General features: G+C 38.5%; 22 protein-coding genes. 17 read left to right on the top strand and 5 right to left on the bottom strand.

Going from position 1 to position 26,351, the window contains the following annotated elements; genetic code table 11:
* Window positions 1-2 precede the first annotated feature (2 nt).
* Together dapB and lepB are read left to right on the top strand one after the other, a co-directional pair.
* A complete protein-coding gene (gene dapB / locus H7U17_RS08945) occupies window positions 3-725 on the top strand; it encodes a 4-hydroxy-tetrahydrodipicolinate reductase (protein WP_186756368.1) in 723 nt (240 codons plus the stop codon).
* A gap of 16 nt (window positions 726-741) precedes the next feature.
* A complete protein-coding gene (gene lepB, locus H7U17_RS08940; RefSeq protein WP_186756367.1) occupies window positions 742-1,812 on the top strand; it encodes a signal peptidase I in 1,071 nt (356 codons plus the stop codon).
* A 70-nt stretch (window positions 1,813-1,882) separates the two neighbouring features.
* Here lepB and ung read toward each other — a convergent pair whose 3' ends face one another.
* Window positions 1,883-2,545, bottom strand: a complete 663-nt coding sequence (gene ung / locus H7U17_RS08935) for a uracil-DNA glycosylase (protein WP_186756366.1) — start codon at window positions 2,543-2,545, stop codon at window positions 1,883-1,885.
* 73 nt (window positions 2,546-2,618) lie between these two features.
* On the opposite strand from ung, the gene apaG reads away from it, so the two are divergent.
* Window positions 2,619-3,005 carry a Co2+/Mg2+ efflux protein ApaG gene (gene apaG / locus H7U17_RS08930; RefSeq protein ID WP_186756365.1) on the top strand — a complete coding sequence of 129 codons (387 nt, stop codon included), beginning with the start codon at window positions 2,619-2,621 and terminating at the stop codon, window positions 3,003-3,005.
* A 3-nt stretch (window positions 3,006-3,008) separates the two neighbouring features.
* The gene (locus H7U17_RS08925; protein ID WP_186756364.1) at window positions 3,009-3,791 is read left to right on the top strand and encodes an O-methyltransferase; all 783 of its coding nucleotides are present in this window, start codon (window positions 3,009-3,011) and stop codon (window positions 3,789-3,791) included.
* Window positions 3,792-3,793: 2 nt separating this feature from the next.
* On the opposite strand, the gene H7U17_RS08920 is transcribed toward H7U17_RS08925, so the two are convergent.
* Complete coding sequence (locus H7U17_RS08920) at window positions 3,794-4,387, bottom strand: class I SAM-dependent methyltransferase (RefSeq protein WP_186756363.1); 594 nt, start codon at window positions 4,385-4,387, stop codon at window positions 3,794-3,796.
* Between the two features lie 32 nt (window positions 4,388-4,419).
* Between H7U17_RS08920 and H7U17_RS08915 the strand changes: the two genes are divergently transcribed.
* The 4 genes from H7U17_RS08915 (at window position 4,420) to rplI (ending at window position 6,662) form a co-directional block, all read left to right on the top strand.
* Complete coding sequence (locus tag H7U17_RS08915) at window positions 4,420-5,340, top strand: coiled-coil domain-containing protein (protein ID WP_186756362.1); 921 nt, start codon at window positions 4,420-4,422, stop codon at window positions 5,338-5,340.
* A 214-nt stretch (window positions 5,341-5,554) separates the two neighbouring features.
* Window positions 5,555-5,926, top strand: a complete 372-nt coding sequence (rpsF, locus tag H7U17_RS08910) for a 30S ribosomal protein S6 (protein WP_186756361.1) — start codon at window positions 5,555-5,557, stop codon at window positions 5,924-5,926.
* Window positions 5,923-6,174 carry a 30S ribosomal protein S18 gene (rpsR, locus tag H7U17_RS08905; protein WP_186756360.1) on the top strand — a complete coding sequence of 84 codons (252 nt, stop codon included), beginning with the start codon at window positions 5,923-5,925 and terminating at the stop codon, window positions 6,172-6,174. The genes rpsF and rpsR overlap by 4 nt, the downstream gene beginning before the upstream one ends.
* Before the next feature lie 44 nt (window positions 6,175-6,218).
* Window positions 6,219-6,662 (top strand): 50S ribosomal protein L9, encoded by a 444-nt coding sequence (rplI, locus tag H7U17_RS08900; RefSeq protein ID WP_186756359.1) that lies wholly within the window; start codon window positions 6,219-6,221, stop codon window positions 6,660-6,662.
* An 81-nt stretch (window positions 6,663-6,743) separates the two neighbouring features.
* Here the strand turns inward: rplI and H7U17_RS08895 are convergent, their stop codons facing one another.
* Window positions 6,744-6,992, bottom strand: a complete 249-nt coding sequence (locus tag H7U17_RS08895) for a hypothetical protein (protein WP_186756358.1) — start codon at window positions 6,990-6,992, stop codon at window positions 6,744-6,746.
* A gap of 197 nt (window positions 6,993-7,189) precedes the next feature.
* Between H7U17_RS08895 and H7U17_RS08890 the strand changes: the two genes are divergently transcribed.
* The 5 genes from H7U17_RS08890 to pfkA all read left to right on the top strand — a co-directional run bounded on the left by H7U17_RS08890 (window position 7,190) and on the right by pfkA (window position 14,259).
* The gene (locus H7U17_RS08890; RefSeq protein ID WP_186756357.1) at window positions 7,190-8,170 is read left to right on the top strand and encodes a GSCFA domain-containing protein; all 981 of its coding nucleotides are present in this window, start codon (window positions 7,190-7,192) and stop codon (window positions 8,168-8,170) included.
* A gap of 15 nt (window positions 8,171-8,185) precedes the next feature.
* Entirely contained in the window at window positions 8,186-10,222 is a 2,037-nt protein-coding gene (locus H7U17_RS08885) for a thioredoxin domain-containing protein (protein WP_186756356.1), read from the top strand.
* 6 nt (window positions 10,223-10,228) lie between these two features.
* On the top strand, window positions 10,229-12,754 hold the full coding sequence (priA, locus tag H7U17_RS08880; RefSeq protein ID WP_186756355.1) for a replication restart helicase PriA: 2,526 nt from the start codon (window positions 10,229-10,231) through the stop codon (window positions 12,752-12,754).
* 142 nt (window positions 12,755-12,896) lie between these two features.
* On the top strand, window positions 12,897-13,283 hold the full coding sequence (locus H7U17_RS08875; protein WP_186756354.1) for a methylglyoxal synthase: 387 nt from the start codon (window positions 12,897-12,899) through the stop codon (window positions 13,281-13,283).
* Complete coding sequence (pfkA, locus tag H7U17_RS08870; RefSeq protein ID WP_186756353.1) at window positions 13,273-14,259, top strand: 6-phosphofructokinase; 987 nt, start codon at window positions 13,273-13,275, stop codon at window positions 14,257-14,259. Before H7U17_RS08875 ends, pfkA begins: the two co-directional genes overlap by 11 nt.
* Window positions 14,260-14,391: 132 nt before the next feature.
* Here the strand turns inward: pfkA and tamL are convergent, their stop codons facing one another.
* A complete protein-coding gene (tamL, locus tag H7U17_RS08865) occupies window positions 14,392-16,692 on the bottom strand; it encodes a translocation and assembly module lipoprotein TamL (protein WP_186756352.1) in 2,301 nt (766 codons plus the stop codon).
* A gap of 8 nt (window positions 16,693-16,700) precedes the next feature.
* On the bottom strand, window positions 16,701-21,758 hold the full coding sequence (locus H7U17_RS08860) for a translocation/assembly module TamB domain-containing protein (RefSeq protein ID WP_186756351.1): 5,058 nt from the start codon (window positions 21,756-21,758) through the stop codon (window positions 16,701-16,703).
* Between the two features lie 369 nt (window positions 21,759-22,127).
* On the opposite strand from H7U17_RS08860, the gene miaB reads away from it, so the two are divergent.
* The 4 genes from miaB to H7U17_RS08840 are packed head-to-tail and all read left to right on the top strand — an operon-like array spanning window position 22,128 to window position 26,349.
* Window positions 22,128-23,588 (top strand): tRNA (N6-isopentenyl adenosine(37)-C2)-methylthiotransferase MiaB, encoded by a 1,461-nt coding sequence (gene miaB / locus H7U17_RS08855; RefSeq protein WP_186756350.1) that lies wholly within the window; start codon window positions 22,128-22,130, stop codon window positions 23,586-23,588.
* Between the two features lie 21 nt (window positions 23,589-23,609).
* Window positions 23,610-24,899, top strand: coding sequence for a sigma-54 interaction domain-containing protein (locus H7U17_RS08850; protein WP_186756349.1), 1,290 nt, complete (start codon window positions 23,610-23,612; stop codon window positions 24,897-24,899).
* A complete protein-coding gene (locus H7U17_RS08845; RefSeq protein WP_186756348.1) occupies window positions 24,892-25,428 on the top strand; it encodes an LptE family protein in 537 nt (178 codons plus the stop codon). The genes H7U17_RS08850 and H7U17_RS08845 overlap by 8 nt, the downstream gene beginning before the upstream one ends.
* 39 nt (window positions 25,429-25,467) lie before the next feature.
* The gene (locus H7U17_RS08840) at window positions 25,468-26,349 is read left to right on the top strand and encodes a hypothetical protein (protein WP_186756347.1); all 882 of its coding nucleotides are present in this window, start codon (window positions 25,468-25,470) and stop codon (window positions 26,347-26,349) included.
* Window positions 26,350-26,351 lie beyond the last annotated feature (2 nt).

The raw sequence follows: 26,351 nt of genomic DNA, 5'->3' as shown, positions 1-26,351 counted from the left end.
AGATGAATATTTTAATACTTGGGTATGGTAAAATGGGAAAAATCATCTCCCAAATTGCAGAAGAAAGAGGCCATACCATTGCTGGAAAGATTGACGAATCCAATGTACACACACTGGATCAACTTGACACTAAATCAATAGATGTAGCCATAGAATTCAGTCAACCTGATGCTGCTTTCAAAAACTTAACTTGGGCCATCGACCACCAGATCCCTGTAATCAGTGGAACTACCGGTTGGCTGGATAAGAAAGGTGAAATAGAAAAACTAACATTGGCCAAAGACGGTGCATTTTTCTATGCCTCCAACTACAGTATAGGAGTAAATATTTTCTTTAAGATCAACAGCTTTTTAGCTAAAATCATGAATGATCAGTCTGATTATTCAGTGAAAATGGAAGAAATCCACCACACAGAAAAGAAAGATGCTCCAAGTGGTACTGCCATCACCCTTGCAGAGGGTATCATCAATAATATGGACAGAGTAAATAGTTGGAATTTGGACACTGAACTGAACGGCAACGAACAATCTATCCCTATTACTGCAAAAAGAATCGACCCTGCTCCGGGGACCCATATCATTAATTATTCGTCTGAAATAGACGATATTGAAATCAAACACACAGCACATAGCAGGAAAGGATTTGCCCTTGGCGCAGTTTTGGTAGCTGAGTGGATCAAAGATAAAAAGGGAGTATTGTCAATGGACGATTTCCTTACATTCTAATTAATCATTGTACAAGATGAGTTCAGAAAAAAAGAAAAAAGGCCCAGTTAGGGAATGGCTGGATGCCTTGGTTTTTGCGGTCATTGCCGCCAGTTTGATCAGGTGGTTATTTTTGGAACCCTTTACCATACCCACTGCTTCAATGGAAAAATCCCTGCTCGTAGGGGACTTTCTATTTGTCAGTAAAATGCATTATGGAACCCGTACCCCTCAGACATTACTACAAGTCCCATTGACCCATCAAAAAATCTGGGGAACGAATATCCCTTCGTATTCAGACGCCATACAGCTACCCTATTACCGTCTTCCAGGTTTTAGCAGTGTAGAAAGAAATGATGTAGTTGTATTTAACTATCCTGATGAATTTGAATATCCGGTAGATCTAAAAACCAACTATATCAAAAGGGCCGTCGCTATTCCTGGGGATGTGGTAAAAATAGATGAAGCCCAACTTATCATCAATGACCAAGTTGCTGAAAACCCCGAGGAGATGCAATTTTCCTATGATGTGGTTCCTAATAGGATGCTAAATGCGGAATTCTTTGAAGAATATGATATCAACAGGGACTCTTATCATCCTTTCAATGGTATGTATGTAGTATTTACTACGCCGACCATAGCAAAACAATTGGAAAAATCCCCTGTAATCAAGGAAGTTAAAATCCGAATTTACGAAAAGGACAATGGTGATCCGGACATCCATCCTGACGGTTCCTACTATGGCTGGAACAGGGATAATTTTGGACCACTTAAAGTCCCTGCAAAAGGTTGGACCATAGACCTGACAGAGGACAATGTCCGTAAATATGCCTTCACCATTAAAAATTATGAAGGTATTGAAGATTTGAGAATTGAAGCCAACCAAGTCTTTATCAATGGGCAAAAACAAGACACCTATACTTTCACCCAGGATTATTATTTTATGATGGGGGATAACAGGCATGACTCCTTGGACTCTAGGTTCTGGGGGTTTGTTCCTGAAGACCATATTGTAGGAAAAGCATGGTTCCTATGGCTATCATTGGATAAACACAAGAGCATGTTCAGTAAAATCAGATGGAACAGGTTCTTTAATGGAATCCACTGATCTTAAGAAATAAATGGCCCCAGGGGCCAGAAAAAAGGCGGCAAGAACAAATATTCTTGCCGCCTTTTTTTTACCATTCGATCTCTTTTTCTCCTTTTGATTTCAAATAATCATTGGTTTTGCTAAAATGTCCACAGCCTAAAAATCCTCTATGAGCAGATAAAGGGCTAGGATGTGGCGCATATAATTTCAAATGCTTAGCATCTGAAATAAAGGCAGCCTTCTTCTTGGCATAAGCTCCCCAAAGCATAAATACCAATCCTTCTCTTTCTTCAGCCAACTTTCTAATAACAGCATCAGTGAACTCCTCCCAACCTTTCTTTTGGTGGGATCCAGCCTTATGGGCTTCCACAGTCAGTGTTGCATTCAACAATAGAACTCCTTGTTCTGCCCATCTCTCCAAATTACCGTGCGGCGGAACGGGTAAGGCTAAATCATTTTTCAGTTCCTTGAAGATATTCATCAATGATGGGGGAAATGGCATTCCCTCCCTAACGGAAAAAGACAGTCCATGAGCTTGCCCTGGGCCATGATAAGGATCCTGTCCTAAGATGACCACTTTCACTTTTTCAAATGGACATTTTTCAAAAGCATTAAAAATCTCACTACCCTGTGGAAAGATTTTTTTTTCGTTATATTCCTTTTTCACAAAAGAGGCCAAGCTTTCAAAATAGGGTTTCTCAAACTCATCACCCAACTTTTCTTTCCAATCCGCGTTTATTTTAACATTCATTTATTTTAATTCTCTTGAGATTTATGAATAAACCCTTAATTTCGAACAAAAATCCCGATAGACAAAGTTTTTAATGGTTACGGCAATCACCCAAGGTATTAAGGTTAGCGTAGAAGCCACCTATCAAGCAGAATACTCCAGTCCGCATCAGCACCACTATGTCTTTACTTATAAAGTCTCTATTGAAAATAATAGTGCCCATACCATACAGCTATTACGAAGAAAATGGGAGGTTTTTGATGCCGGCTTGTCTACAAAAATTATTGAAGGAGATGGAGTGGTTGGACAACAACCGGTCTTAGAGCCTGGGAAATCCCACCATTATGTATCAGGCTGTAACCTTCGGTCAGGCTTAGGCAAAATGAAGGGGGAATTTTATATGGAGCGCCTCCAAGACGGACAGGTCCTAGCAGTTGAAATTCCAGAATTTCAACTGATTTCTGACATCTTCGACAATTAGACCGTGCTCAAAAGGTTGTATCCATTTTTTTCCTATCTAAGGTATTTTCTTTTGAAGGAAGACCGCCATTCTCTCCAGGCGCCCTTTGCTTTTGAAGTATATGAAGGCTTAAAATCCTTCAGCAAACAGCAACCCATAGATGACGAGCTGATTCAGCTAAAAAAAAGACTTTTATCCAATAATGATGTGATCTCCATTGAGGATTTCGGTGCAGGTTCTATTCATCTAAAAAAGAACAAGCTCAGAAAAGTTGCTGATATCACACGGCACAGCAGCTCATCAAGCAAATATTCCAGGCTTTACCAATACTTTTGTTCTTTGACGCCTGCCAATACTGTTCTAGAACTAGGGACTTGTGTAGGGATCAACACCTGCTATTTATCCAAAGTCACACAAGGAAGGTTATTCACTTTTGAAGGAGCACCTTCACTTGCTAAAGTGGCACAAAACACATTTTCTTCTTTTGAGAACATTAAATTAATTGAGGGCAAAATACAGGAAAGCTTCCCTCCTTTCTTAGAAGATATCACTTTATTGGACTTTGTACTGATCGATGCCCATCATACCTACGAGGCTACCCTGCATTTCTTTGAACTGATCAAAACTAATTTGCATCATGATAGTATCGTAGCCATCGGAGACATCAATTGGTCTCCAGAAATGCAAAAAGCCTGGGAACAAATCAAAACACAAGAGGAAGTCACCATGAGCATGGATTTTTACGAATGTGGCATCCTGTTTTTTAAGAAAGGAATCAATAAAAAACATTATATCCTTAACTATTAAGCTCAGCCTTTGACAGCCTTAAAAAACAACTCAGCCCCTGCCCTTTCTTTGATGCTATTATAACACTTTTCCATCTTAAGGACTCTGAGTTCAGGTTCAAAGCATTTTTGATATTCCCCTTTATCACCTCCAAAAGGTGGACCGGATTTCCCAAAATCCACATTGAATAATACCCCTCTCAATTCCCCTTTAGGTTTTAATAACTGCGCCATCTTTATGGCATAGTTTTTTCTGAGTGAAGGATTCAAGGCGCAAAAGAAAGTTTGCTCAATAATAAGATCATACTGCCCTTTATGCTCAAAGAAATTTTCGTGAAGCAGTTGCCCTGAAGGAAAGTCTGGGTGACTGGCTGCGAATTTTTCCAAAGGCAATGAAGAGATATCCAAAACATGAACATTTTTAAAACCTTTCTTATAGGCATAAGCTGCTTCATATGCATTTCCAGCCCCCGGAATTAGAATCTTTACATCTTTATTTGCAATTTGGTCTAAATATTGCTTTATGGGATTTGTTGCTTCACCTACATCCCAACCGGTTTGGTTAAGGTGATACCTAGAAGTCCAGTAATTTTCATCAAAAAGATCTGAAATAGTCATTATAGTGCAAATAAGGCCTAACGTTCTACATTATGAGTACTAATTTACCCGAAGAAAAATCATCCCGAAACGAAAAAGGGAAAAACATTTTAATAATTGTTTTACTTGTACTGGTAGTCATCAGTGGAGTAAAACTGTATTTGGACAGTGTTGACAAGTCCCAAAAAACAGAAGAAATCCTCATCCTGTCGGAGGACAATAACAATCTTAACCTACGAATTGATTCCATGGCCTACCAGCTAGATTTAAGAATCAATGAAATACAAAAGCTGGGGGGAAATGTAGACTCTTTGGTTATGCTAAAGGAACAATTAATTCAGGAGCGTAACACTGAAAGAAACCGATCGGCTTCTGAAATAGCCGCTTTGAACAAAAGGATCGACAGCTTTTCAACTGTACTTACCGACAAAGACCAAGAAATCACCAGACTGAAGCAGGTCAACGAGGAACTCTTTACGGAAAATCAAGACCTTAAAACATCCAAGGCTGAAATTGAAGATAGCATTGTGCAGCTCAACTTAAAACAAGAAGAACTCGAAGAAAAGGTCAATATAGCCCAAAAGCTATATGCAGAAAATATCGTCATAACAGCTGTCAACTCCAGGGGCAAGGAAAGAGAGGGTTCATTCAGAAACAGGCATTTAGAAAAACTTAAAATTTCCTTTGATATAGCTGAAAACAAAGTCGCTGAACCTGGCACAAAAGACATCTTTGTACAGGTGGTAGCACCAAACAACCAGGTCATTTTTGACATCGCTAAAGGATCCGGCACCTTTACCATTGATGGTAGAGAAGAATTTTATACTGCCAAACAGGACATTTTATTTGACAATACACAAAAGAAGTTAATATACCTTTATCAGAAAGAAACTGATTACCCAGAAGGCATTTATGAAGTTAAAATCTATTCTGAAGGTTTCAATATTGGAAACAAGAAATTTGAAATCAAATAATTGATTTCTCAAGTTTGACATATTTATTTTCACTACTTATCAGCACCTGTGAATATATATCGCAGGTGCTTTTATCATTTTTATCCTATATGCTTTTTAAAAAAGGTTTTCAATAATTATTCAACCTCCAAAAACCCACACACTTCTTTGATTAATTAAAATAAAGCGCTAATTTTGCGATCTGTTTAAATAATTAAATCTAAACAATTATCAAATGTTCCAAAGAAATTATGAAACGGTATTCATTTTAACTCCCGTTTTGTCTGATGTTCAGATGAAGGATACCGTAGACAAGTTCGTTAACTTGTTAAAAGAAGAGGGAGCAGACATTATCAATGTTGAAAACTGGGGTCTTAAGAAGCTTGCTTACCCAATCGATAAGAAAAGCACTGGTTTCTATGTTCTTGTAGAATTCAAGAGTGTTCCAACTTTGATCAAGAAGTTTGAACTTGAAATGAGAAGAGACGAGAAAGTAATGCGTTTCTTAACTACAGCTCTAGACAAGCATGCTATTGCTTACGGAGAAAGAAGAAGAAAAGGTGAATTCAACAAAAAATCTGAAGTAAAAGAGGAGGCTGCAAAATGACACTTAAGAACGAACCAATCAACAGAGAGCAAAACAAAAAGAAGTACTGCCGATTTAGAAAATTAGGCATTAAGTACATCGATTATAAAGATCCTAACTTCTTATTGAAGTTTGTGAATGAGCAAGGTAAAATTCTTCCTAGAAGACTTACTGGAAACTCTGCGAAATACCAGAGAAAAGTGGCTAACGCCATCAAAAAAGCTAGACATTTGGCCTTGTTACCTTATGTAACTGACGGACTGAAATAATCCGGCCCTGTTCTATTCAATACTTATTAAATTAGACAACTACAATGGACGTTATCTTAAAAACAGACATAAAAGGACTTGGCTATAAAAACGACTTAGTTACTGTAAAACCTGGATACGGAAGAAACTACCTTATCCCTCAGGGTTTTGCTGTATTGGCCACTGCTTCCAACAAGAGAATTCTTGAAGAAAATATCAAGCAAGCAGCTCACAAAGCTGAGAAAATTAAAACTGAAGCAGAAGAACTAGCTGCAAAAATCGAAGGTATTTCTCTTGAAATCAAAGCTAAAATCGGTGATTCAGGTAAAATCTTTGGTAAAGTAACTACGCTTCAAATTTCTGACGCACTTGCTGCTAAAGACATTGATGTGGATAGAAAGAAAATATCTATCAGCAGCCCTGTTACTGGAGCCGGTGAATACCAAGCAGAAGTTGATCTTCACAGAGAGGTTAAAACTGAAGTTAAATTTGTAGTAGTAGCTGAATAATCGCAGTACACTCAAATCAAATTATAAATAAAGGCTATCCGCTGAGGCAGATAGCCTTTTTACTTTTCTTCCCTCAAAAAATTAGGCTGTTGCTACTTTTTCTAGGTCATCCAACAACTTCTTGGACACAGCCCTACTGTTCTTCTCTTTAACTGCTTTTAAGGTAGAAAGTGCGACTCCACTCTTTTCTATCAAGCCAATAGGATTACTATCATAACGATAACTTCCTAGGCACCATTCCAATTCTGCTACCAGCTGATTTTCAACTTTTAATTTCTGTAGCTTTTCAACTGTTGCCTCAACTGTTTTCTCTAAAGTGACTGTTTTCATGATACTGATGGTTTTTTGTTAGCTTCTTATTATGTGAATGGTATTAAAAATAGACTATACCGCACAAACATTCAATAAGTTACACTATTTTTTAACAAAGAAATATCATAATACACTTTCCCTTAACGAATCATTAATTTTAACAGCAATTTCCAGGTTAAAACTGAACATTAAATCAATTTATTTAATTTAGCCTCATGTTACTTCAAACCAAAATTCAAATTCCCCAACTTGAAACCCAACTCAACTATGATCAGGAAATTCTGACTATCGGCTCCTGTTTTTCAACGGTGATTGGACGAAAACTATTGGAAAGAAAGTTCAACACTTTAAACAATCCATTTGGAACAATTTTCAACCCACTATCCATAATTAAACTTCTACAACACACATTGAATGGAGATGCTTTTCCAGAAGATCATATCATCCAACATCAAGGGAGATATCTCCATTATGATTTTCATTCTGATATTTTCGGAAATTCACCTAGTGACTTAATGGAAAAAATCGAGGCATGCACTGAAAGAACAGCCAAAAGCTTAAAAGAATCCGCTACTTTAATCATCACCTTTGGTACAGCCCATGTCTACGAATACATTAAATCGAATACAACTGTAGCCAATTGTCATAAACAAAGCAGTCAACTGTTTGAAAAAAGACTCCTATCGCTAAGCGAGATCCTGCATTCCTTTGATCATTTCCAAAAAAACTTAATCAAAATCAACCCTAATATTCAAATCATCCTAACCGTAAGCCCAGTTCGCCATATCAAAGATGGCATAGCAGAAAATCAACTCAGCAAGTCATTATTAAGGCTGCTCTGTCATGAAATCAGCTCGCGATATGAACAGGCCAGTTACTTCCCAAGCTATGAAATCATGATGGACGAGCTTCGGGACTATAGATTTTACAAAGAGGACATGATTCATCCCACGGCTCAAGCAGAGGACTATATCTGGGAGAAGTTTTCTCAAGCTTTTTTCACAGAAGACACAAAAAAAAAGATCCTCTATATTGAAAATATACTAAAAGCTCTCTCCCACAAGGCTTTCAATCCCAATGGAGAGGCCCATCAAAAGTTTTTGTCAAATCTCTTATTGAAAATGGAACAATTGACACCTGAATTTGATTTTTCAAATGAAATCAATCAAGTCAAAGACCTAATTCAAACCAAATAATCAAGTCCCAATCCCATGAGCAAAAAGGCCAATCAACTCATAAAAAGCCAGAGTCCCTATCTTTTACAACATGCCTACAATCCAGTAAACTGGCACCCTTGGGGACCTGAGGCATTGGAAAAAGCAAAAAGGGAAAACAAACCTATCTTAGTATCCATTGGTTACTCTGCCTGCCACTGGTGCCATGTGATGGAGCATGAAAGTTTTGAAGATGAAGCCACAGCGGCCATCATGAATGAGCATTTTGTCTCCATAAAAATTGACAGGGAGGAACGCCCTGATCTGGACAATATTTACATGGATGCCATTCAAGCCATGGGATTGCAGGGAGGTTGGCCACTCAATGTATTCTTGATGCCCAATCAAAAACCCTTTTATGGGGGAACTTATTTTCCCAATGCCAATTGGAAAGGGCTACTTCAAAATATTGCCGATGCCTATGAAAAACATTATGATGACCTGGCCAAAAGTGCTGAGGGCTTCGGGAAAAGCATTAAGTTAAAAGAAAGAGAAAAATACGGGTTGTCCGCCAATGAAAACGAACTTTCAGAGGAAGAGCTTCAGCATATTTCCCAAAAACTCACTGGACAAATGGATGACAAATGGGGTGGGATGAACAGGTCTCCAAAATTCCCTATGCCTTCAATCTGGAACTTTTTACTTGATTATGCCCATCTCAAACAGGATCAGGAAGTCAAAAACAAAGTCCTTTTCACTCTTAGGAAAATGGGTATGGGAGGCATCTATGACCACCTAGGAGGTGGGTTTGCCAGATATTCTGTGGACAGCGAGTGGTTTGCTCCCCATTTTGAAAAAATGCTCTATGACAATGGTCAGCTCTTATCATTATTTGCAAAGGCCTACCAAATCTGTGGCGAGGACTTCTTCAAGGAAAAAGTAAATGAAACCATTGCCTGGATAAACAAAGAAATGCTACAGAAAGAAGGCGGTTTTTATGCGGCTTTGGATGCAGATAGTGAAGGAGAAGAGGGCAAATTCTATACGTGGACCTTCGAAGAACTTAAAAGCCTTCTTGGAGTGGAGGATGCATGGTTTTATGAGTTATATAATATTTCAGAAAATGGCAACTGGGAAAATGGTGTCAATATTCTTTTCCAAACCTCATCTTATGAGGATTTAGCTGCTAAACTTGGCATTTCTGATCAGGAATTAAAAGATAATATAAAAAGCACAAAGGAAAAGCTTTATCAAAACAGGTCCAAAAGAATCAAGCCAGGCCTGGATGACAAAATCCTCTCTGGCTGGAATGGACTCTGCATCTCAGGGTTGGCACAAGCCTATTGGGCAACAGAAAACGCCCTTGCAAAGGAACTGGCCCTAAAAAATGGTGAGTTTTTATTAAAAAGAATGATTGAGGGAAATCAGCTTTATCGATCCTACAAAAACGGCCAAGCTTATACCCCCGCATTCCTAGAAGATTATGCTGCGACCATACAAGCTTTCATCAAATTATACCAACTGACTTTTGACGAAAAATGGCTAAACAAAGCCAAAGAACTTACAGATTTTTGCTTGCGCCATTTCTATGACCAAGAAGACAATCTATTTTATTTTAACAACCCAGATGCCGAGGAATTGATCGCCAATAAGAAAGAAATCTTTGACAATGTCATCCCATCCTCCAATGCTATCATGGCTGAGAACCTCCATCACTTAGGCCTTTACTTCTATGAGGACTATTATAGTCATCTTTCCGATAAACTTTTGGGACTGATCAGATCCATATTGGTAAAAGAGCCAGGTTTTCTAACCCAATGGGCCAGCGTTTACTTATCCAAAAAAGCCACCACACCGGAGATTGCTATCATTGGAAAGGGTGCTAAGGAATTAGCCCTGTCCCTTCATCAAATTTACACAGGCCCTAAGGTACTGGCCGCTAGTGAAACTTCGGATGTTGCGCTTCCCCTTTTACATCATAAGGTGGCAGATTCAAGCGGAAATGCTTTAATTTACGTTTGTTTTGACAAGGCTTGCCAACAACCCGTTGGTGATGTCAAAGCCGCCATAAAACAATTTCCGAACCTAGCTTAAGCATACTTGGAAAACCTATTTGGAGAAACTTTTGAAACTGACAGTAATAAGCAGGCAGCCGCAATATTTGCGGACATAATACTTCCTGTGCCAATCCCAAAGATGTTCACTTATCGAATCCCTCGAAACCTGGAGGACAATATTGGGATTGGTTATCGGGTGATTGTACAGTTTGGCAAAAAAAAGGTATTAACGGGAATTATAGGAAAGGTGCATCAAAAACCACCAGAGGCCTATGATGCCAAGCCTATCTTGGAATTATTGGATGAAAATCCAGTAGTAAATCCACTACAAATCAAATTTTGGTTTTGGATGGCGGAATATTATTGCTGCCATATAGGGGAAGTCATGAATGCAGCACTTCCTTCTGGACTTAAACTTAATAGTGAGAGCAAAATCCAACTCAACCCATCTTTTGATCTTGATAACTGTAATTTCCCAATTGATGATAGAGAAAAGATCATCATAGATGTTCTCACAGAAAAGGATGAACTATCTTATGAAGATTGCGGAAAACTATTAGGCATCAAATCTTCCTACGCCATCATCAAAAGTCTGGTAGCCAAAGAAGCTGTATTGGTATTTGAACAGGTTAGAGAAAAGTATAGTCCAAAAGTAGAAACAAGAATAAGATTAACTGAAACCTACAAGGAATCCAAAGAAGCTCTTGAAGGCTTATTTGAACAAATCAGCAAAAAACCTAAACAAGAAGAGGTACTTTTAAAATACCTCCAAAAAGTACCCGTACACCAAAACCCTGAGCTAAACGAACAAGGTTTAGAAAAAAAGGTAATCATTGACGCAGGATTATCGGCAAGTTCTATAAAAACATTAGTAAAAAATGACATCCTTGAAGAGTTCAAGGTTATAGTCAGCAGGTTTGACCAATTAAATGGTTCGGAAGAAGAAATAAAACTTGCGGACTTTCAGGAAACTGCTTTAGCTAGCATAAAGGAACAGTTCGCCAAAAAAAACTCCATTCTCCTACATGGAATCACAGGAAGTGGTAAAACCGAGATCTATATCCACCTCATTCAGGAGGCGCTAGAGAGTGGGTCGCAAGTATTGTTATTATTACCGGAAATAGCCCTTACCACCCAAATTGTAAGCAGACTGCAAAAAGTTTTTGGGAGTAAAATGGGGATTTTTCACTCCAAATTCTCTGACAATGAACGGGTGGAAGTGTGGCAAGGAGTACTTAGCGGGAAATTCTCCTTTGTAGTTGGAGTGAGGTCTTCTATTTTCCTACCTTTTGACAGTCTGGGTCTAGTCATCGTGGATGAAGAACACGAACCTTCGTTTAAGCAATTTGATCCTGCTCCGCGTTTTCAAGCAAGGGATGCCGCGATTATGCTTTCATGGCTGCACCAGGCAAAAACCCTCTTGGGAAGCGCCACGCCTTCTTTTGAATCATTCTATAATGCCAGGATGGACAAATATGGCTATGTAGAGCTAACCAAGCGATTTGGCGAAGCCCAACTTCCTGAATATCATATTGCTGATATACTTTCGGACAGAAAGAAAAACCTACTCAAACTGGATTTCACTAGGATCATGAGAGAGAAAATCCAAGAGGCCCTCAACAACCAAGAACAGGTGTTGATATTCCAGAACAGGAGAGGCTATGCTCCCTATATGTCCTGTGAAGAATGTGGCTGGATCCCTGAATGTGAACATTGCGATGTCAGTTTAACTTATCATCAATACAGTGAAGAGATGCGTTGTCACTATTGTGGTTTCAAGGAGAAAGTACCAAGATCCTGCCCCGCTTGTGGAAGCCATGAACTAACGACCGTTGGTGTGGGAACGGAGCGTATTGCCGAAAGCTTGTCATTACTGTTCCCTGAAGCTAGAATAGGGAGAATGGATTTAGATACCACCAGAAGTAAGTTTGCCTATCAAAAAATCCTAGAAGAGTTTGGAATGGGCAATTTAGACATTCTCGTGGGCACCCAAATGATCACCAAAGGCCTGGACTTTGATAATGTCACTGTGGTGGGCATAGTCGATGCGGACCGCATATTATATTTCCCCGATTTCAGGGCTGGCGAAAGGGCTTTTCAACAAATCACCCAAGTAGCAGGAAGAGCAGGCAGAAGGAATAAAAAGGGAAATGTGATCATTCAGACCAGAAAACCGGACAACGAAATTTTCAGGCAAGTGATCAAAGGGGAATATCAACAATTTTACATAAATGAAATGGGGGAAAGGCAACAGTTTTTCTATCCTCCCCTGGTCAAGAACATCAAAATCACCACCAAACATAAAGAATTTAAAATTGCCGAGCGGGCCGCCAACCATTTGAGCAATCTTCTCAAAGAAGTTAAGGTCAAAAAAATAATCTTAGGTCCTGAAAAGGCCCTGATAGGCAAGATCAAAAACCAGTACCTTTTTGATTTATTGATCAAACTAGATAAGTCGGGCCAGTCTCCAGCTGTGTTTAAACATGAGCTGAATTTGGTAATTGAAGAACTAAAAAGTAAAAAAGAATTTAAATCAGTACGGTTCGTAATTGACGTAGACCCTTTTTGAGCGGTTGTTAAAGACCATAAATTCAGTTTTTTTACAGTTAAAACAATTGTATTATATATTTCGGTATTATAGCCATACAAACCTTGAACATAATATCTAATTTTTCATAACTTTAGGCCTTAAACCTATTAAACCAAAAAGAATGGAAATTGCTTTAATCGCTCACGATGGAAAAAAGGCTGACATGGTTCATTTCCTTAGTGGTTTTAAGGACAAGCTGTTGGGTAAGAATATCCAACTTTTTGCCACTGGCACTACTGGATCTCATATAGAAAGATCTGGTTTCCAGGTAAAAAAACTAATGTCCGGACCTTATGGTGGTGATGCCCAAATAGCAGCCATGGCCGCTCAAAAAGAGCTAGACCTGGTGGTATTTTTTAGAGACCCATTGGACAAGCATCCACATGAACCAGACGTACAAATGTTAATGAGAATTTGTGATGTTCATAATATCCCTTTGGCTACCAACTTGGCCTCTGCAGAATTAATGTTCAAACAATTAACGAGCGAAATTGAAGATGGAAAGTAATGCAATCACAAAAATAGGCGTATTAACTTCTGGTGGGGATGCTCCCGGAATGAATGCAGCCATTAGGGCCGTCGTAAGGAGTGCTTTTTATTATAATTTAGAAGTATTCGGAATTTACAGGGGTTACGAGGGTATGATCCAAAACGATATCAAACAGCTGAGCAGTGCTGATATCGCTTATATTCTCGAAAGGGGAGGAACCTTCCTTAAATCTGCCAGAAGTATTGAGTTCCGTACTCCTGAGGGTAGAAAAAAAGCCTATGAAAACCTTCAAAAGCATGGCATTAATGCATTGGTAGTGATTGGTGGAGATGGTTCACTTACAGGTGCGCACCTTTTTTACAAAGAATATGGCATTCCTGCTATTGGCTTGCCTGGAACCATTGACAATGACCTTTCTGGTACAGATAATACCATTGGTTTTGATACAGCTTGTAACACTGCCATTGAGGCAATTGATAAGATCAGAGATACCGCAACTTCACATGACAGATTGTTCTTTGTAGAAGTAATGGGAAGAGATTCCGGCTTTATTGCGATCAATGCAGGTATTGGCAGCGCTGCAGCTGCAACTTTGATTCCTGAGAAGAAAATGCCTGTAGAAGCTTTGATCGATAGACTAGAAACCCGTGCCAAAGCAAAAAAACAAGCCAATGTGGTCATTGTTGCCGAAGGAGGAAAAAGTGGTGGGGCATTGGAAATCTCCAAAAAGGTCAAGAAGCACCTGCCAAACTATGATATCAAAGTAACTATTCTAGGCCACTTACAAAGGGGTGGATCTCCTACTTCCTACGATCGTGTACTGGCAAGTAAACTAGGAGTAGCAGCTGTGGAAGGGCTTATTCAAGGGAAATGTGATGTCATGGCTGGAGTAATCAACAACAAAGTAGTCTTTACTCCGATCAAGAGGGCTATTGTAGATGACAAAGAAGTGGATGACGAGGATTTCAGAGTAGCGAAAATTCTATCTACCTGATAAAAATCCCTATAAAAAGCTTAGCCGGACAATTCTCTTGTCCGGCTTTTTTTTGCAGTAGACCATATGCTTCTACTTAGATTAGCCATTGATATAAAATCATTCTCTCATCCAATCAGGCTTCATACTGAATTAAAAGGGGTAACCAATGGCAAAGTTCAGTATTAGATTTTCTCTTCTCCAATCCCTCTTAAAAGGTTTAAACTCGAATTCCCACCTATCCCCTTCTGCTTTATAGGGTTTTCGAATAGGGCTTGCAAAATCAAAACGAATTACAAAAAAGTCAATATCAATTCTAAATCCAATTCCTGTCCCAATACCTAATTCCCTTAACCAAGAATTACTGAATTTCCCTCCAGGCAAAGCTTCATTTTCATTCATCAACCATACATTACCTGCATCCATGAAAAGTGCACCCTTTAGAAAGGAAACTATTGGAAACCTATACTCAATATTTCCTTCAATCCTTATATCTCCAGTCTGCTCAAAATAAGATTGATTGTTTACCGAATCAGGCTTATATGTACCCGGCCCTAATGAGCGGATTCTAAAAGCCCTCACACTGTTTGGCCCACCCGAAAAATACTGCTTTACATAAGGCAATGACACAGAGTTACCATAGGGAAGTCCCAGCCCACCAAACAACCTTGCCGCAAGCACTTGATCTTTTCCTAATTCTATATGATACCTTAAGTCAACATCCCCTCTGACATACTGGGCATATTCCATTCCCAGAATTTTACCAGGGGATTCTTGTGTATTTTTACCATCAAATAGCCCAATCATATTTCCAGCCATATCCAACTGCGTACCGACGTAAAACTGACTTTGTCTAAAATCATCCCCTAACTGACTGTAATTGAAACTATAAATTAATCCTGGAATAAACTGCTGCTCAAAACTTCTCCTCAAAAAAGGATTTTTATCCAAGATTTCTTCAAATTCAGGAGAAGTGTCAGAAAGATTTACAATACTTAAACTAACAGGTGTTATTTCGTGGTAAACATATCGACTGGAATTCCAGTAAAGCCCATAACTTGTAGAAGCTGAATTCAACCTATATAATCCTATCCGATTAAGCGACTCCCCTCCCAGGCTCACTTTAGTTTTGGGCACTGAATAGACAAACCTATCTTCTATTAATTTAGGGAAAAGGACTCTGGGAAAAATCATTTCTGTATTTAGTCCGATATCATAGGTACTCAAACCAGTCCTATCTCCTCCCGCTATCTGAATTTCATATCCAAAATTACCTGAAATATTAAAAGTCTCTCCCCCATAGAACATATTCCGATTTCTAAAGGTTATCTCAATTGCTGGACCTATGAAGTTATTGGACTTCGACAAACCCTGAAGTTCGGCCCTGATGGATCGTTTTTTCAATGGAGACAAATAAATATCTGCATCAAGACTCCTTTCCTCCACTTTAGCCGAAACTGAGTCCTTTTCAGAATACCGTAAATTTACATACCTATAGTTACCAATGGAAGACAATCTGTTGGTGGTAAGCCTCGAAAAATCAGCATTGTACCTCTCAGACTCTTTGATCAAAATATACTTTTCCAATAATTCAGGTTTGAACACCAATTCATCTTGAATATAATCTATTCCTTCCAGATTGGTGGTGTCCTGATTTTTCGAATCTTCTTCTATGGAATAATTGGGATATACTCTAATCTGATCAACTTTATAAGGAACAATGGACCTTTCTGGAACGTCCATTTTCAACCGCATAAAAAGATCATACCTTCTATCCTCATAATTGTTGGTGTCTGCCTCAAAAATCAAAAAATCCGAGTTAAAATTATAATACCCCCTTTGCCTTAGTTCATCATTTATCCTGTTGCGCTCCTCCTTAAAAGCTTCCAACTCAAATCTACTTCCTTTGGTTAAAGTTGTTTCTTTTAAAACATCCGATATTTCCTTGTGAATCCCTAGTGAATCACCCAACAACTCCAGTTTTCCCATCAAATAAGGCCTTGTCACCTCTACTTCATATTGCATCCCCTGATACTTTCCCTTTCCAGTACTTTTAGAATTCGCTTGGGAATAAAAAAAACCATTATTCTCTAGTCTGTTAAGTAAAAGATTTTCTGTCTTGTTTGGGGTCACCATACTGAAGTAAACCGGTTCCTCTCCAATCTTCTTTTTCAGAAATCTATTAATAAACCCAGGGTTTTCTTTGCTTCCCTTATAATATGCCCACAATCCCATGCGCATGCCTAAAAATCTCCCATTTGCTTCAGGCCTAATTAACTCCTCCAGTCTTGTCTGTATTTTTTTTAAAACTTTTTTAGAAACTGTTTTATCTTCAGACTTTACTTCAAGCGTTGCCCCTGTATACAGCTGTTCATCTTCTGGAATATATTTCCCAACCCCACATGATAACAGGAAAAATGAAAAGAGTAGAACTATAAAAATATTTTTTATCATAAGATTCACTATTCGTCTTTTTCGGAGAAGATCGTCACATTAGCTTCTTTATTACTCTTTTCTGAACTTTCTAATTGCGACATGTCCTTTTCTCCTTTCCAAAATTCATAAAACTTATTAAACTCCCTGTTGAGGATAAATGCAATACCCGTAACTATCAGTTGGCCATCAATGACACTTTCGTATTCATTTTTTCTGAAACCTCTTACCCGATATCTGCCGTTCTCCGTCAGTAGATATTCGAGATTCACATTGCCAAACATGGCTGTATTTCCATTTTGTGAACTTTGACTTGTTCCCTCTAAGTCCATCTGGCTACCGACCTGCACTATCAACCTGTCATCGAAAAGTCGCTTTCTAGCATTAACACTTAATTGGGTTCTATTCCCTTCATATCCCGAATAACTGTCCAAATCAAAATCAAGCTCAAAGCCTGAGTTCCCTAAAACATTATTGGAAAGTGAGTTTAATTGACTGGACAACATCTGACTTACACTGGACCTGGCCAAGCCCGTCGTCATGCCTCCAGAACCGTCCCCACCTGTATTTGGCATAAATTTTTTAAACACCAGTAATGAAAACACCTGCCTGTTCAACTCTCCTTCATCTTCATTCACCTGCTGAAGCGCCTCATATACATTTCCTCCCATAGCCCCTTGTTCATCTTCAGGCATATCCAAACCAAAGAAAATTTCTGGCCTCAACAATTCCCCCTCAACATTCAAATAAACTAGGAAATCTAGCCTTTCCCTATATTGATTGGCTACATCCGTACTAACACCTGAAATTTGAGAGGCCATCAATTCACTCGAAGAAGTACGCACTTCATAAGAGGCCGTGATATCCAAATCAGCATCCATTGGATTGCCTTTCCAGGTGATGGTACTTCCTTTGACAATATTAAATTTCCTGCTCACTAAACTGTAAAGACTCATTTCATAATGCCCCTTTTCCAGTTCATAAACTCCAGTCATATTCATTCGGCCATTTTGTTCTATTGCAAAATTTATATCTGCCCGACCTGCGATCAATAAATTATCACCGGATCTTTCATCTACAATCACTTGAAACTCTGCATCAGGATCTACCTTAAAAATAGCTTCAAGTTCCATCCCTGTGTATAGTGATCCCATCCTTTCTCCCTCTGTTTTGGTTAAAATATCATTAGGATCATCTCTATCCACTATTAAAACCACTCCTTCCCTCTCTACTACATCCAACTCAGTTTCTGGAATAACAAAAGTCAAGCTTGTCCCTTCATTGACTTTTAAATCAGCCTTGATGATAGGTAGATTCATGTCTCCACTGATTCTTACATCAGCATCCACATTGGCCTTACCATAAAAGAGTTCATTATTTTCTCTATCTGAATCTAAAAGTTGAAAATTATTGGCCTTTAAATTCAAATCAAAAACCATATTGGTCATATCCGAGGTATTGATCTCTCCATCCAAGCTAAAATCATTGCCCTCAGCATCTTTGAAAGTGTAATTATCAAAATAAACTCCATCCTGATCTACCCTTAAAACCTGTTCTGGCAATGAAAACTTGGAATTAAGGCTATTTACATTCAATGCAGCCTTATCAAAGGAAAAATCACCATCATACTGAGGAGATGCTGTGTTTCCACTAACTACAACTCCGCCCTTTAAACTACCGGTTGCCTCACTTATTTCCTCATCCATTAAATTTTGTAGCACTTCCAATTTTAATTCATTTAAACTTAAATTTAAGTCCAAATCGGCTCCAGTCTCATTTGCTATATAACCTCCTATTAAATCCAAATCAATCCCTCTGTCTTTCAATGCCAGTTTAAAATCGTAATTCCCCGCATTTTTAGAGGAAGCTTCAAGTTTTAAATTACCCAGATTGGTTCCCATTGCCATTAATTCATCTATTTTCAAATCAGCCAGCAGACCAATTGCCCCAAAAGGATTTTCAACTATAAAATCCCCATTTACTTTCCCTCCCATCAACTGCTCGTCTGGGTTCAACAAACTCACAAGGGTTGCTAAACGAAAATTATTAAAGGACAATCCTATTTGACTCTCCTCAATATTGTTTAACTCATTACTAAATCTAATTTGTTGCAGATTGTTTGAGAATGAAAAATCTTTAAAAACCACTGATTTTCCCGATAACAAAACCTGGTTGCTTTCAGGCACCTCCCAGTTCTTCCTATTAAGGATCAATTTATCAGGTATCACATGGAAACCCATGGTATCTCCTATAGCTTTCAGTTCTGAATCCATGTAATACAACTCCTCATCCCCATCGAAAGACACAAAATTTAACCTCAACAGTTTATTTTCAAGCTCCCCCTTTAAATTGGTCTTCCCAATGGAAAGCGGCGAAGCTTTAATTGACCTCACCCCTAGACCGAAAGCCATATGCTGACCATCCCCATTTGCTTCAATACTCAAGCTATCAATGACAAGATCATTATAGTCCATTCGAGGCAAGTCAATCTGAGCAAGAAGCTTTTCTTCCTGTTCATTGAAATCAAGCTGAATTGTTAAAGAATCCATTTGATCCAAACCCTGCAAAACCACTTGATCTAATACTGGAGATGAATTGAAAATCAAATCTGCATCCAAGATCACTCCCTTATCTCTTAAATTAAGTGAATCACCACGCAAACTATCTGTCATCAAACTATCCCTCAAATAACCTTGAAAATGATTTTGAATCCCAGTAATGATCTGCTCAGGAGAGGAATTTGACCTGGCATATCCATTTAGCATCAAGCTATTTATATCCATGCTCGTGCTATCAGGCCTAACCAATGCATCCAACTTAAAATCACCCAAGGGATAGTTTTTTTCATCATATACCACTAAACCCTCGGCCACAGAAGCCTTAAGATCAAATGAATCTGGATTCCCATTAAAATCTACCTCTATCCTCATTTTAGTTCTTATATCCTTTTGGCTAAAGCCCAATGCCATAAGGTTCACTCCACGCAAATCCAAAACAGCTCCATAGTGTCCTTTAACTGAATCTAAATCAAGCTCCAAATCGAGATCTAAATCAACATACTCATCCAGTACGGACAAATTAAGACCGCCATGACCATCTATTAATTCCCCCTGGAGAGATAGGCCTGAATAATTATAACCATTAAAACCTAGCTGATCGAAATCAGATTGAAAATTAGCGGATATGCTCTCCAAGCTATTTCCCTGCCCTGAACTAGAGAGAGAAAAACTCAAGGTGTCCAAGCCCATCCCTGGAAGCAGTTCTCCCAAAAGCACTTTTTGCACATGAAGATCAAGATCATATACAAGCATTCCTTCATCTTTGTAACTACCTGATAGATCTATATCTCCCTCTGGCATCATTAAGTTTGCTTCTGCAAAAATCTCTGACACCCCTCCTTTAACTTCACTTTTGAACTCCACTGTTTTAGGAAATTTTACCCCATAATCTTCCTCATGGACAAATTTTTTGATGTCATTTCTAATTGTAGAAAAATTCAATTCATTAAAGTCCACTGCAAAACTTTCCTCTTCCAAAGGGTTCAAAATGCTTCCCTTTGCCTTAAATTTGGTATCCTCACCCCAGCCAAAATCAAATTGGGATATTTCTATCTTATCCAAGGTCCCGCTAGATTTTATAACTCCCTTAATATCCTGCTCTGCCAGTGCCATGATATAGAAATCCTGCTTAAGCTCTGGGACAAAGGGGTAAGCTTCATTGACGGCCAAGCTTATATCTGAAAAATCAAGAGAAAAACCTGACTTTTCTGGCTGAGAGATCAGTTCTTTGATAGAGGCATAGCTAAGACCTAAGCCTCCGCTTATTTTGCTATTTAGTGTTGCCAGTTGCAATTCCTGGACTTTCAGCTCACGTTGGTTCATCTCTACTTGAAAAGTAAATTCTTTCAGTCCAAAACCACTGTTTTCATGAAAGTCAAATTGGTCAAGTGAAAGCCCCAAGCCAGACTGATTTAGATAAATCTGCGAAGCCTTGAAATTAAGTTTGTCCAAATCCACTGCTTCAGGGTCAAACTCTCCCTGTTTCAGTTTTTGTTGTCCTACAGCATAAGAAATTTCATTATTGGAAAAATCAATAGATCCTATATCCACTGTCCACGCTGGCCATTCAAATTCTCCTATTGGAACTTCTTCTTGGGTATCAGACCTATTTGGAGGAGAGGCTGGCAGCTTCAGTTTCACTTTGGACTGAGACAACACTAGTTTTCTTAAATCTATTTTTTGACCTGCCAAGTCAGCTTCAGGTAATTGAACCAATAATTCTCCCAATTCAACAGCTGCATTAATTTCATCCGGCAATGATTCATAGACTGCATTTACGCGCTCTATTTGAAAATTATCAATAATGACCAATGGCAGAACAGACTCAGTTGTGTCCTCATCTGATGGGGGAAATACCTTGGTTTGTTGGTAAAAAGCCTCAGAATCCCTAAACTGAAAATCTTTTATATAAAAGCCCATATTTTCCAGATCCAGCTTTTCTATCCTGACTTCAAGCTTTCCTAAACTCAAGCTACTTTTGATCCCCGAGACCTCATCCTCATAGCTCAAATCAAATCCTTGTAATTCAACTGGGCCAATCGCTATTTCTGGATATGAACTTTCCTCTTCAGGTGCTGTCTTGAAAGTAGTACTGTCACTTGCTGCAGGATCGACAAATGCTTCCATTAAAAAATCAAAATTAAATCTCCCTTCTTCTCCCCTTAATATATGGGCTTTTAAACCAGTCCATTGGATTTTACTGATATGGATTCCTCCATTCCGTATCAAGGGCATCAATTTCACTCCTGTCTCTAACTTTTTTGAATAAACCAAAGTATCACCCTTGGCATCCTCCATATACAAGCCCTCTAAATATAGATTTCCCGAAAAAGTAAAATAAAGGCGATTAATATCAATTTTACTATTGGTTTTTCCCGAAACATAGCTGACTACTTTTTGAACAATAAAGTCTTGTCCCCATGGACTTCGTACAAAAAGAAACAGCACAAAAACAAGCATTACAAGCCCTATAAGTATTTTTAAAAATACCTTGAAAGTTTTAAACAATATCAGTTTTACTTTATTCAAATCAATTTTTTCAACATTTAATCAAAGATAAATAAGTAAAAGTCATACTAAAAGAAATTGTTTTAAAGTACCCCAAAATCATTGGGCATCACCATGTCTTTTCAAAATAGATCAGTTCTCTTTTCCTCAATACATCCCGTCCTTTGGTGACATTACCACTTCTAAATCTATTCCCATACCCTTCACTACTTTCGCATCAATTGAAATCTACAAAAAACAGTTGATAAGCCCTATACTTCGTCGAATAGAGCCCATGATGCAACAACCTGAACCCATTCTCCAATTCAGCGTAAAACATTAATGGATAAAAGCCTGTCATTTTGTCGGTATTTTATTAATTTCGCAACTCAATTAGATAGAATGAGCGATATGGAAAACATTATCAAAGACATTGATATAATTCCTGCAGAAGAGGCGCAGGCATGTGATTACAAAATCACGGAAGAGGAGAATACAGGAAAACAAAAAAAACTGTATATAGAGAGCTATGGATGTCAAATGAATTTCTCTGACAGTGAGATCGTTGCTTCCATAATGAAAGAAAATGGATTTGACACTACAGCAAACTTTGAGCAAGCTGATGTGATTTTCTTAAACACCTGTTCTATCCGGGAAAAAGCTGAACTCACTGTAAGAAAAAGGCTGACCCAATTTAAAAGCATCAAAAAAGAAAAGCCAGACCTGACCATTGGTGTTTTAGGCTGCATGGCAGAAAGACTCAAGGACAAATTACTAGAGGAAGAGAAGTTGGTCGATGTGGTTGTAGGACCAGATGCCTACAGGGACCTTCCCAACTTGGTCAAAGTAGCTGAAGAAGGCGATAAAGGAGTCAACACCTTTTTGTCGAGAGAGGAAACTTATGCCGATATTTCACCTGTAAGGTTAAATTCTGACGGAGTAAGTGCCTTTATTTCTATCATGAGAGGTTGTGATAATATGTGTTCATTCTGCGTGGTTCCGTTTACCCGTGGAAGAGAGCGAAGTAGAGCCCCTCATTCCATTGTCAAAGAGGCCCAAGAACTTTTTGACCAAGGTTATAAGGAAGTTACCTTGCTTGGCCAAAACGTGGACAGTTTTAAATGGTCTCCTGAGGAGAATAACAAAGCAAGACTGAACAAACAAGAAGAAGCCGTAAGTGAGGTGATCAACTTTGCCAACTTATTGGAAATGGTGGCAAAAGTCAGCCCGCAACTAAGGGTAAGGTTTTCTACTTCCCATCCCAAGGACATTACAGATGAAGTACTTTACACCATGAAGAAGTACGATAATATTTGTAAATACATCCACTTACCTGTACAAAGTGGTAATAGCAGGGTGCTCGATTTAATGAACCGTACCTATGATAGAGAATGGTACCTTGAAAGAGTTGCTAAAATCAGGGAAATTCTTGGTCAGGAATGTGGCATTTCATCAGATATGATTGCCGGTTTCTGTTCAGAAACCGAGGAAGAACACCAAGAAACACTCAGCTTGATGGACATTGTCAAATATGATTTCTCATATATGTTCTATTATTCTGAGAGACCAGGAACACTTGCTGCAAAAAAATATGAAGATGATATTTCTTTGGATGTCAAAAAAAGACGTCTTCAGGAGATCATTAATAAGCAATCCCAGCATTCACTGGAAAGAAACCAACTTGATATTGGCCAAGAACAATTAGTATTAGTCGAAGGCACTTCCAAAAGATCTGAAGAACAGTTAAAAGGAAGAAACTCTGCTAATAAAGTCGTAATTTTTAATAAGGGCGAATACAAAAAGGGAGACTACGTCCGTGTTAAAATAACCGACTGCACCGCTGCAACCTTATTTGGAGAAGTGGTTTCATAAATCGAAAAAGGCTAAGAATTTATGATCTCAGACGCAGAAGTATTATCCATAAAACAACGATTTGGAATAATCGGTAACAGCCCCTTATTGAACCATGCCATTAGAGTGGCCATGCAGGCTGCCCCTACTGACATGACCGTTTTGATTACCGGTGAAAGTGGAAGTGGTAAGGAATCTTTTTCCAAAATCATCCATTCTATCAGCAAGCGTAAGCATGGTAAATTCATTGCAATTAACTGTGGTGCTATCCCTGAAGGAACCATTGATTCTGAATTGTTCGGACATGAAAAGGGTTCTTTTACAGGTGCACATGAAGCCCGAAAAGGGTATTTCGAAGTGACAGATGGCGGCTCTATTTTCTTAGATGAAATTGGAGAAATGCCACTGGGCACTCAAGCAAGACTGCTAAGGATTTTAGAGAATGGTGAATTTATCAAAGTAGGCTCTTCCAAAGTCCTCAAAACCAATGTCAGGGTAATTGCTGCTACCAATGTCAACCTAATCAAAGCGGTAGAGAAAGGTAAATTCCGAGAAGATCTTTACTACAGACTCAATACGGTACCTATTTATGTTCCCCCTTTAAGGGAAAGAGGAACAGATATCATCCTGCTTTTCAGAAAATTCACAACAGACTTTTCCGAAAAGTATAATGTAACGCCCATCTCCTTGGACAGTGAAGCCAAAGAATTATTGCTTAAATTCCCTTTCAAAGGGAATATCAGACAATTAAAAAACTTGGCGGAACAAATATCCTTATTGGAGGAAGACAGAGAAGTAAATGCCATTACCATGGCCAAATACCTTCCTACTACCGAATCCAATCTACCAGCACCATATACTCATGGAAGCGGAAAAGAAGGAGACAAATCGAATGATTTTTCAGAAAGAGAAATCCTCTACAAGGTCCTGTTTGACATGAAGAAAGACATGACCGATCTGAAAAAGCTGGTATTGGACACGTATCAATCAGGTGAGATCAATTCCAATATCATCAAGAAACATCACTCCCTTTTTGAGGACATGGATACCTCAGTACCTTTTGAAGAAACCCCTGAGAAACCTCAATCTTCATTGCCGATTATTTTAGAATCGGGCTCTTCTTCAAAAAATGAAGACTATGATGATGAAGGCATTGAAGATATTATGCACGAGGAAGATGACAATTCTCTTTCCATAGAGAAAAAAGAAAAAGAATTGATCATTAAAGCGCTAAGAAAGCACAATAACAAGCGGAAATACGCGGCACAAGATTTGGGGATATCAGAAAGGACACTTTATCGTAAAATCAAACAATATGATATCAATGAGTAAACTTAAACTCATTATCGGATATTTACTTTGCCCATTCTTACTACTTTCAGCTTGTAAGGTGGAATATAGTTTTACTGGAACGACTTTAGACTACAATGTAACCCAGTCTTTTTCAGTGGCCAATTTCTTCAATGATTCTGGGGGAGGACCAGCCAATATGGGGCAAAACTTTACCGAGTCCCTGAAGGATTATTTCCAAAGAAATACCCAACTTGAGCTTGTACAAAGTAATGGAGACCTTCAATTTGAAGGAGCAATCACCAGGTACAGCATTACTCCACAGGCTACAGTCTCCAGCAATGACCCCAACCAACCTGACAGGGCTGGACAAATGAGGCTGACCATTGCGGTAGAGGTAAACTATATGAACCTATCCAATGAAGAAGAGGATGCGAAAAAAACATTCTCCTTTTATCAGGATTATGACCCAAGGAGCACGTCTTTGCTAACCGTAGAAACGGAGTTGATAGACACAATTTTTGAAAACATCATTCAGGATATTTTCACTTCAACTGTGGCTAATTGGTAATTTTCTTTAAATTAGATAATTAAACAAACGGACAAACCTGTGAATGCAGCTGAACTTTTAAGTATCATAAAAAAAGGTAATCATCTTGAGAAGGAAGACTTTAAAGCTTTAATAAAGCTTCATGAGACCTTCCCCTATTTCTTGGTACCTAAGGTTTTAGCAGCCAAATACGAGCTCAATGTATCCAATGGAGAATCCAAAGAATTATTACACTGGGCAGCAGTACAAAGCCCGGACAGATCTTGGCTCAAGACTTTAATCGAACAGGATCTCCCATTTTTAGGAAATCAACAATCAATTGATGAACCTAAAAAGGCTGCAAAAGAGAAGCCCGTCCTATTAGAAGAAAAGCCTGAAACTACAGAAAGCAAAAAGAAAGTAGAGCCTGAAGAAAGTCCAAAGCAAAACCCTATTACCAATAGCCGTGCTGAGGTCTTGAAAAAGCTGGAAGAGAATCTGTCCAAATTAAGAAACCAAGAAACTGAAAAGCCTACCGCATCTCCAAAACCCCAAGAAAAACCACCTCAATCCAGTACTGCAGATAAGCCAAAAGAAAAAAGTCCAAAATCAACAAAGAGACGACAAAAAGCTGGTGATGACCTGATAGAAACTATCAGAAAAAAGGAAAAAAAGGTCATCAAGGATGTTCGCAAAAAGGAACAAATAGACATCATAAAAGCCTTTAGTAAAAAGGAAATTAAGGTGGCTACAATCAAGGAAAATGAAGACAGCAACAAGCTTCAGGATTTATCCGTAAAAAGCACCCAGCTTAGTGACAAGCTGCTTTCTGAATCTTATGCCAAGTTATTGACCAAACAAGGTAAAAAAGACAAGGCAAAAGAAATTTATGAGAAATTAATTTTGAAATTTCCGAAGAAAAAGGCTTATTTTGCGGACTTAATAAAAGAGTTAAAAGATTAAAT

Source organism: Echinicola salinicaeni, from assembly GCF_014280965.1.
Classification (GTDB): domain Bacteria; phylum Bacteroidota; class Bacteroidia; order Cytophagales; family Cyclobacteriaceae; genus Echinicola; species Echinicola salinicaeni.
This window is presented reverse-complemented; position numbering and strand designations above follow the sequence as displayed.

Excerpts from the sequence above, each read along its gene's own strand:
- dapB (WP_186756368.1), top strand. The coding sequence starts at position 3 with ATGAATATTTTAATACTTGGGTATGGTAAAATGGGAAAAATCATCTCC.
- lepB (WP_186756367.1), top strand. The coding sequence starts at position 742 with ATGAGTTCAGAAAAAAAGAAAAAAGGCCCAGTTAGGGAATGGCTGGAT.
- ung (WP_186756366.1), bottom strand. The coding sequence starts at position 2,545 with ATGAATGTTAAAATAAACGCGGATTGGAAAGAAAAGTTGGGTGATGAG.
- apaG (WP_186756365.1), top strand. The coding sequence starts at position 2,619 with ATGGTTACGGCAATCACCCAAGGTATTAAGGTTAGCGTAGAAGCCACC.
- H7U17_RS08920 (WP_186756363.1), bottom strand. The coding sequence starts at position 4,387 with ATGACTATTTCAGATCTTTTTGATGAAAATTACTGGACTTCTAGGTAT.
- H7U17_RS08915 (WP_186756362.1), top strand. The coding sequence starts at position 4,420 with ATGAGTACTAATTTACCCGAAGAAAAATCATCCCGAAACGAAAAAGGG.
- rpsF (WP_186756361.1), top strand. The coding sequence starts at position 5,555 with ATGTTCCAAAGAAATTATGAAACGGTATTCATTTTAACTCCCGTTTTG.
- rpsR (WP_186756360.1), top strand. The coding sequence starts at position 5,923 with ATGACACTTAAGAACGAACCAATCAACAGAGAGCAAAACAAAAAGAAG.
- rplI (WP_186756359.1), top strand. The coding sequence starts at position 6,219 with ATGGACGTTATCTTAAAAACAGACATAAAAGGACTTGGCTATAAAAAC.
- H7U17_RS08895 (WP_186756358.1), bottom strand. The coding sequence starts at position 6,992 with ATGAAAACAGTCACTTTAGAGAAAACAGTTGAGGCAACAGTTGAAAAG.
- H7U17_RS08890 (WP_186756357.1), top strand. The coding sequence starts at position 7,190 with ATGTTACTTCAAACCAAAATTCAAATTCCCCAACTTGAAACCCAACTC.
- H7U17_RS08885 (WP_186756356.1), top strand. The coding sequence starts at position 8,186 with ATGAGCAAAAAGGCCAATCAACTCATAAAAAGCCAGAGTCCCTATCTT.
- H7U17_RS08875 (WP_186756354.1), top strand. The coding sequence starts at position 12,897 with ATGGAAATTGCTTTAATCGCTCACGATGGAAAAAAGGCTGACATGGTT.
- pfkA (WP_186756353.1), top strand. The coding sequence starts at position 13,273 with ATGGAAAGTAATGCAATCACAAAAATAGGCGTATTAACTTCTGGTGGG.
- tamL (WP_186756352.1), bottom strand. The coding sequence starts at position 16,692 with ATGATAAAAAATATTTTTATAGTTCTACTCTTTTCATTTTTCCTGTTA.
- miaB (WP_186756350.1), top strand. The coding sequence starts at position 22,128 with ATGGAAAACATTATCAAAGACATTGATATAATTCCTGCAGAAGAGGCG.
- H7U17_RS08850 (WP_186756349.1), top strand. The coding sequence starts at position 23,610 with ATGATCTCAGACGCAGAAGTATTATCCATAAAACAACGATTTGGAATA.
- H7U17_RS08845 (WP_186756348.1), top strand. The coding sequence starts at position 24,892 with ATGAGTAAACTTAAACTCATTATCGGATATTTACTTTGCCCATTCTTA.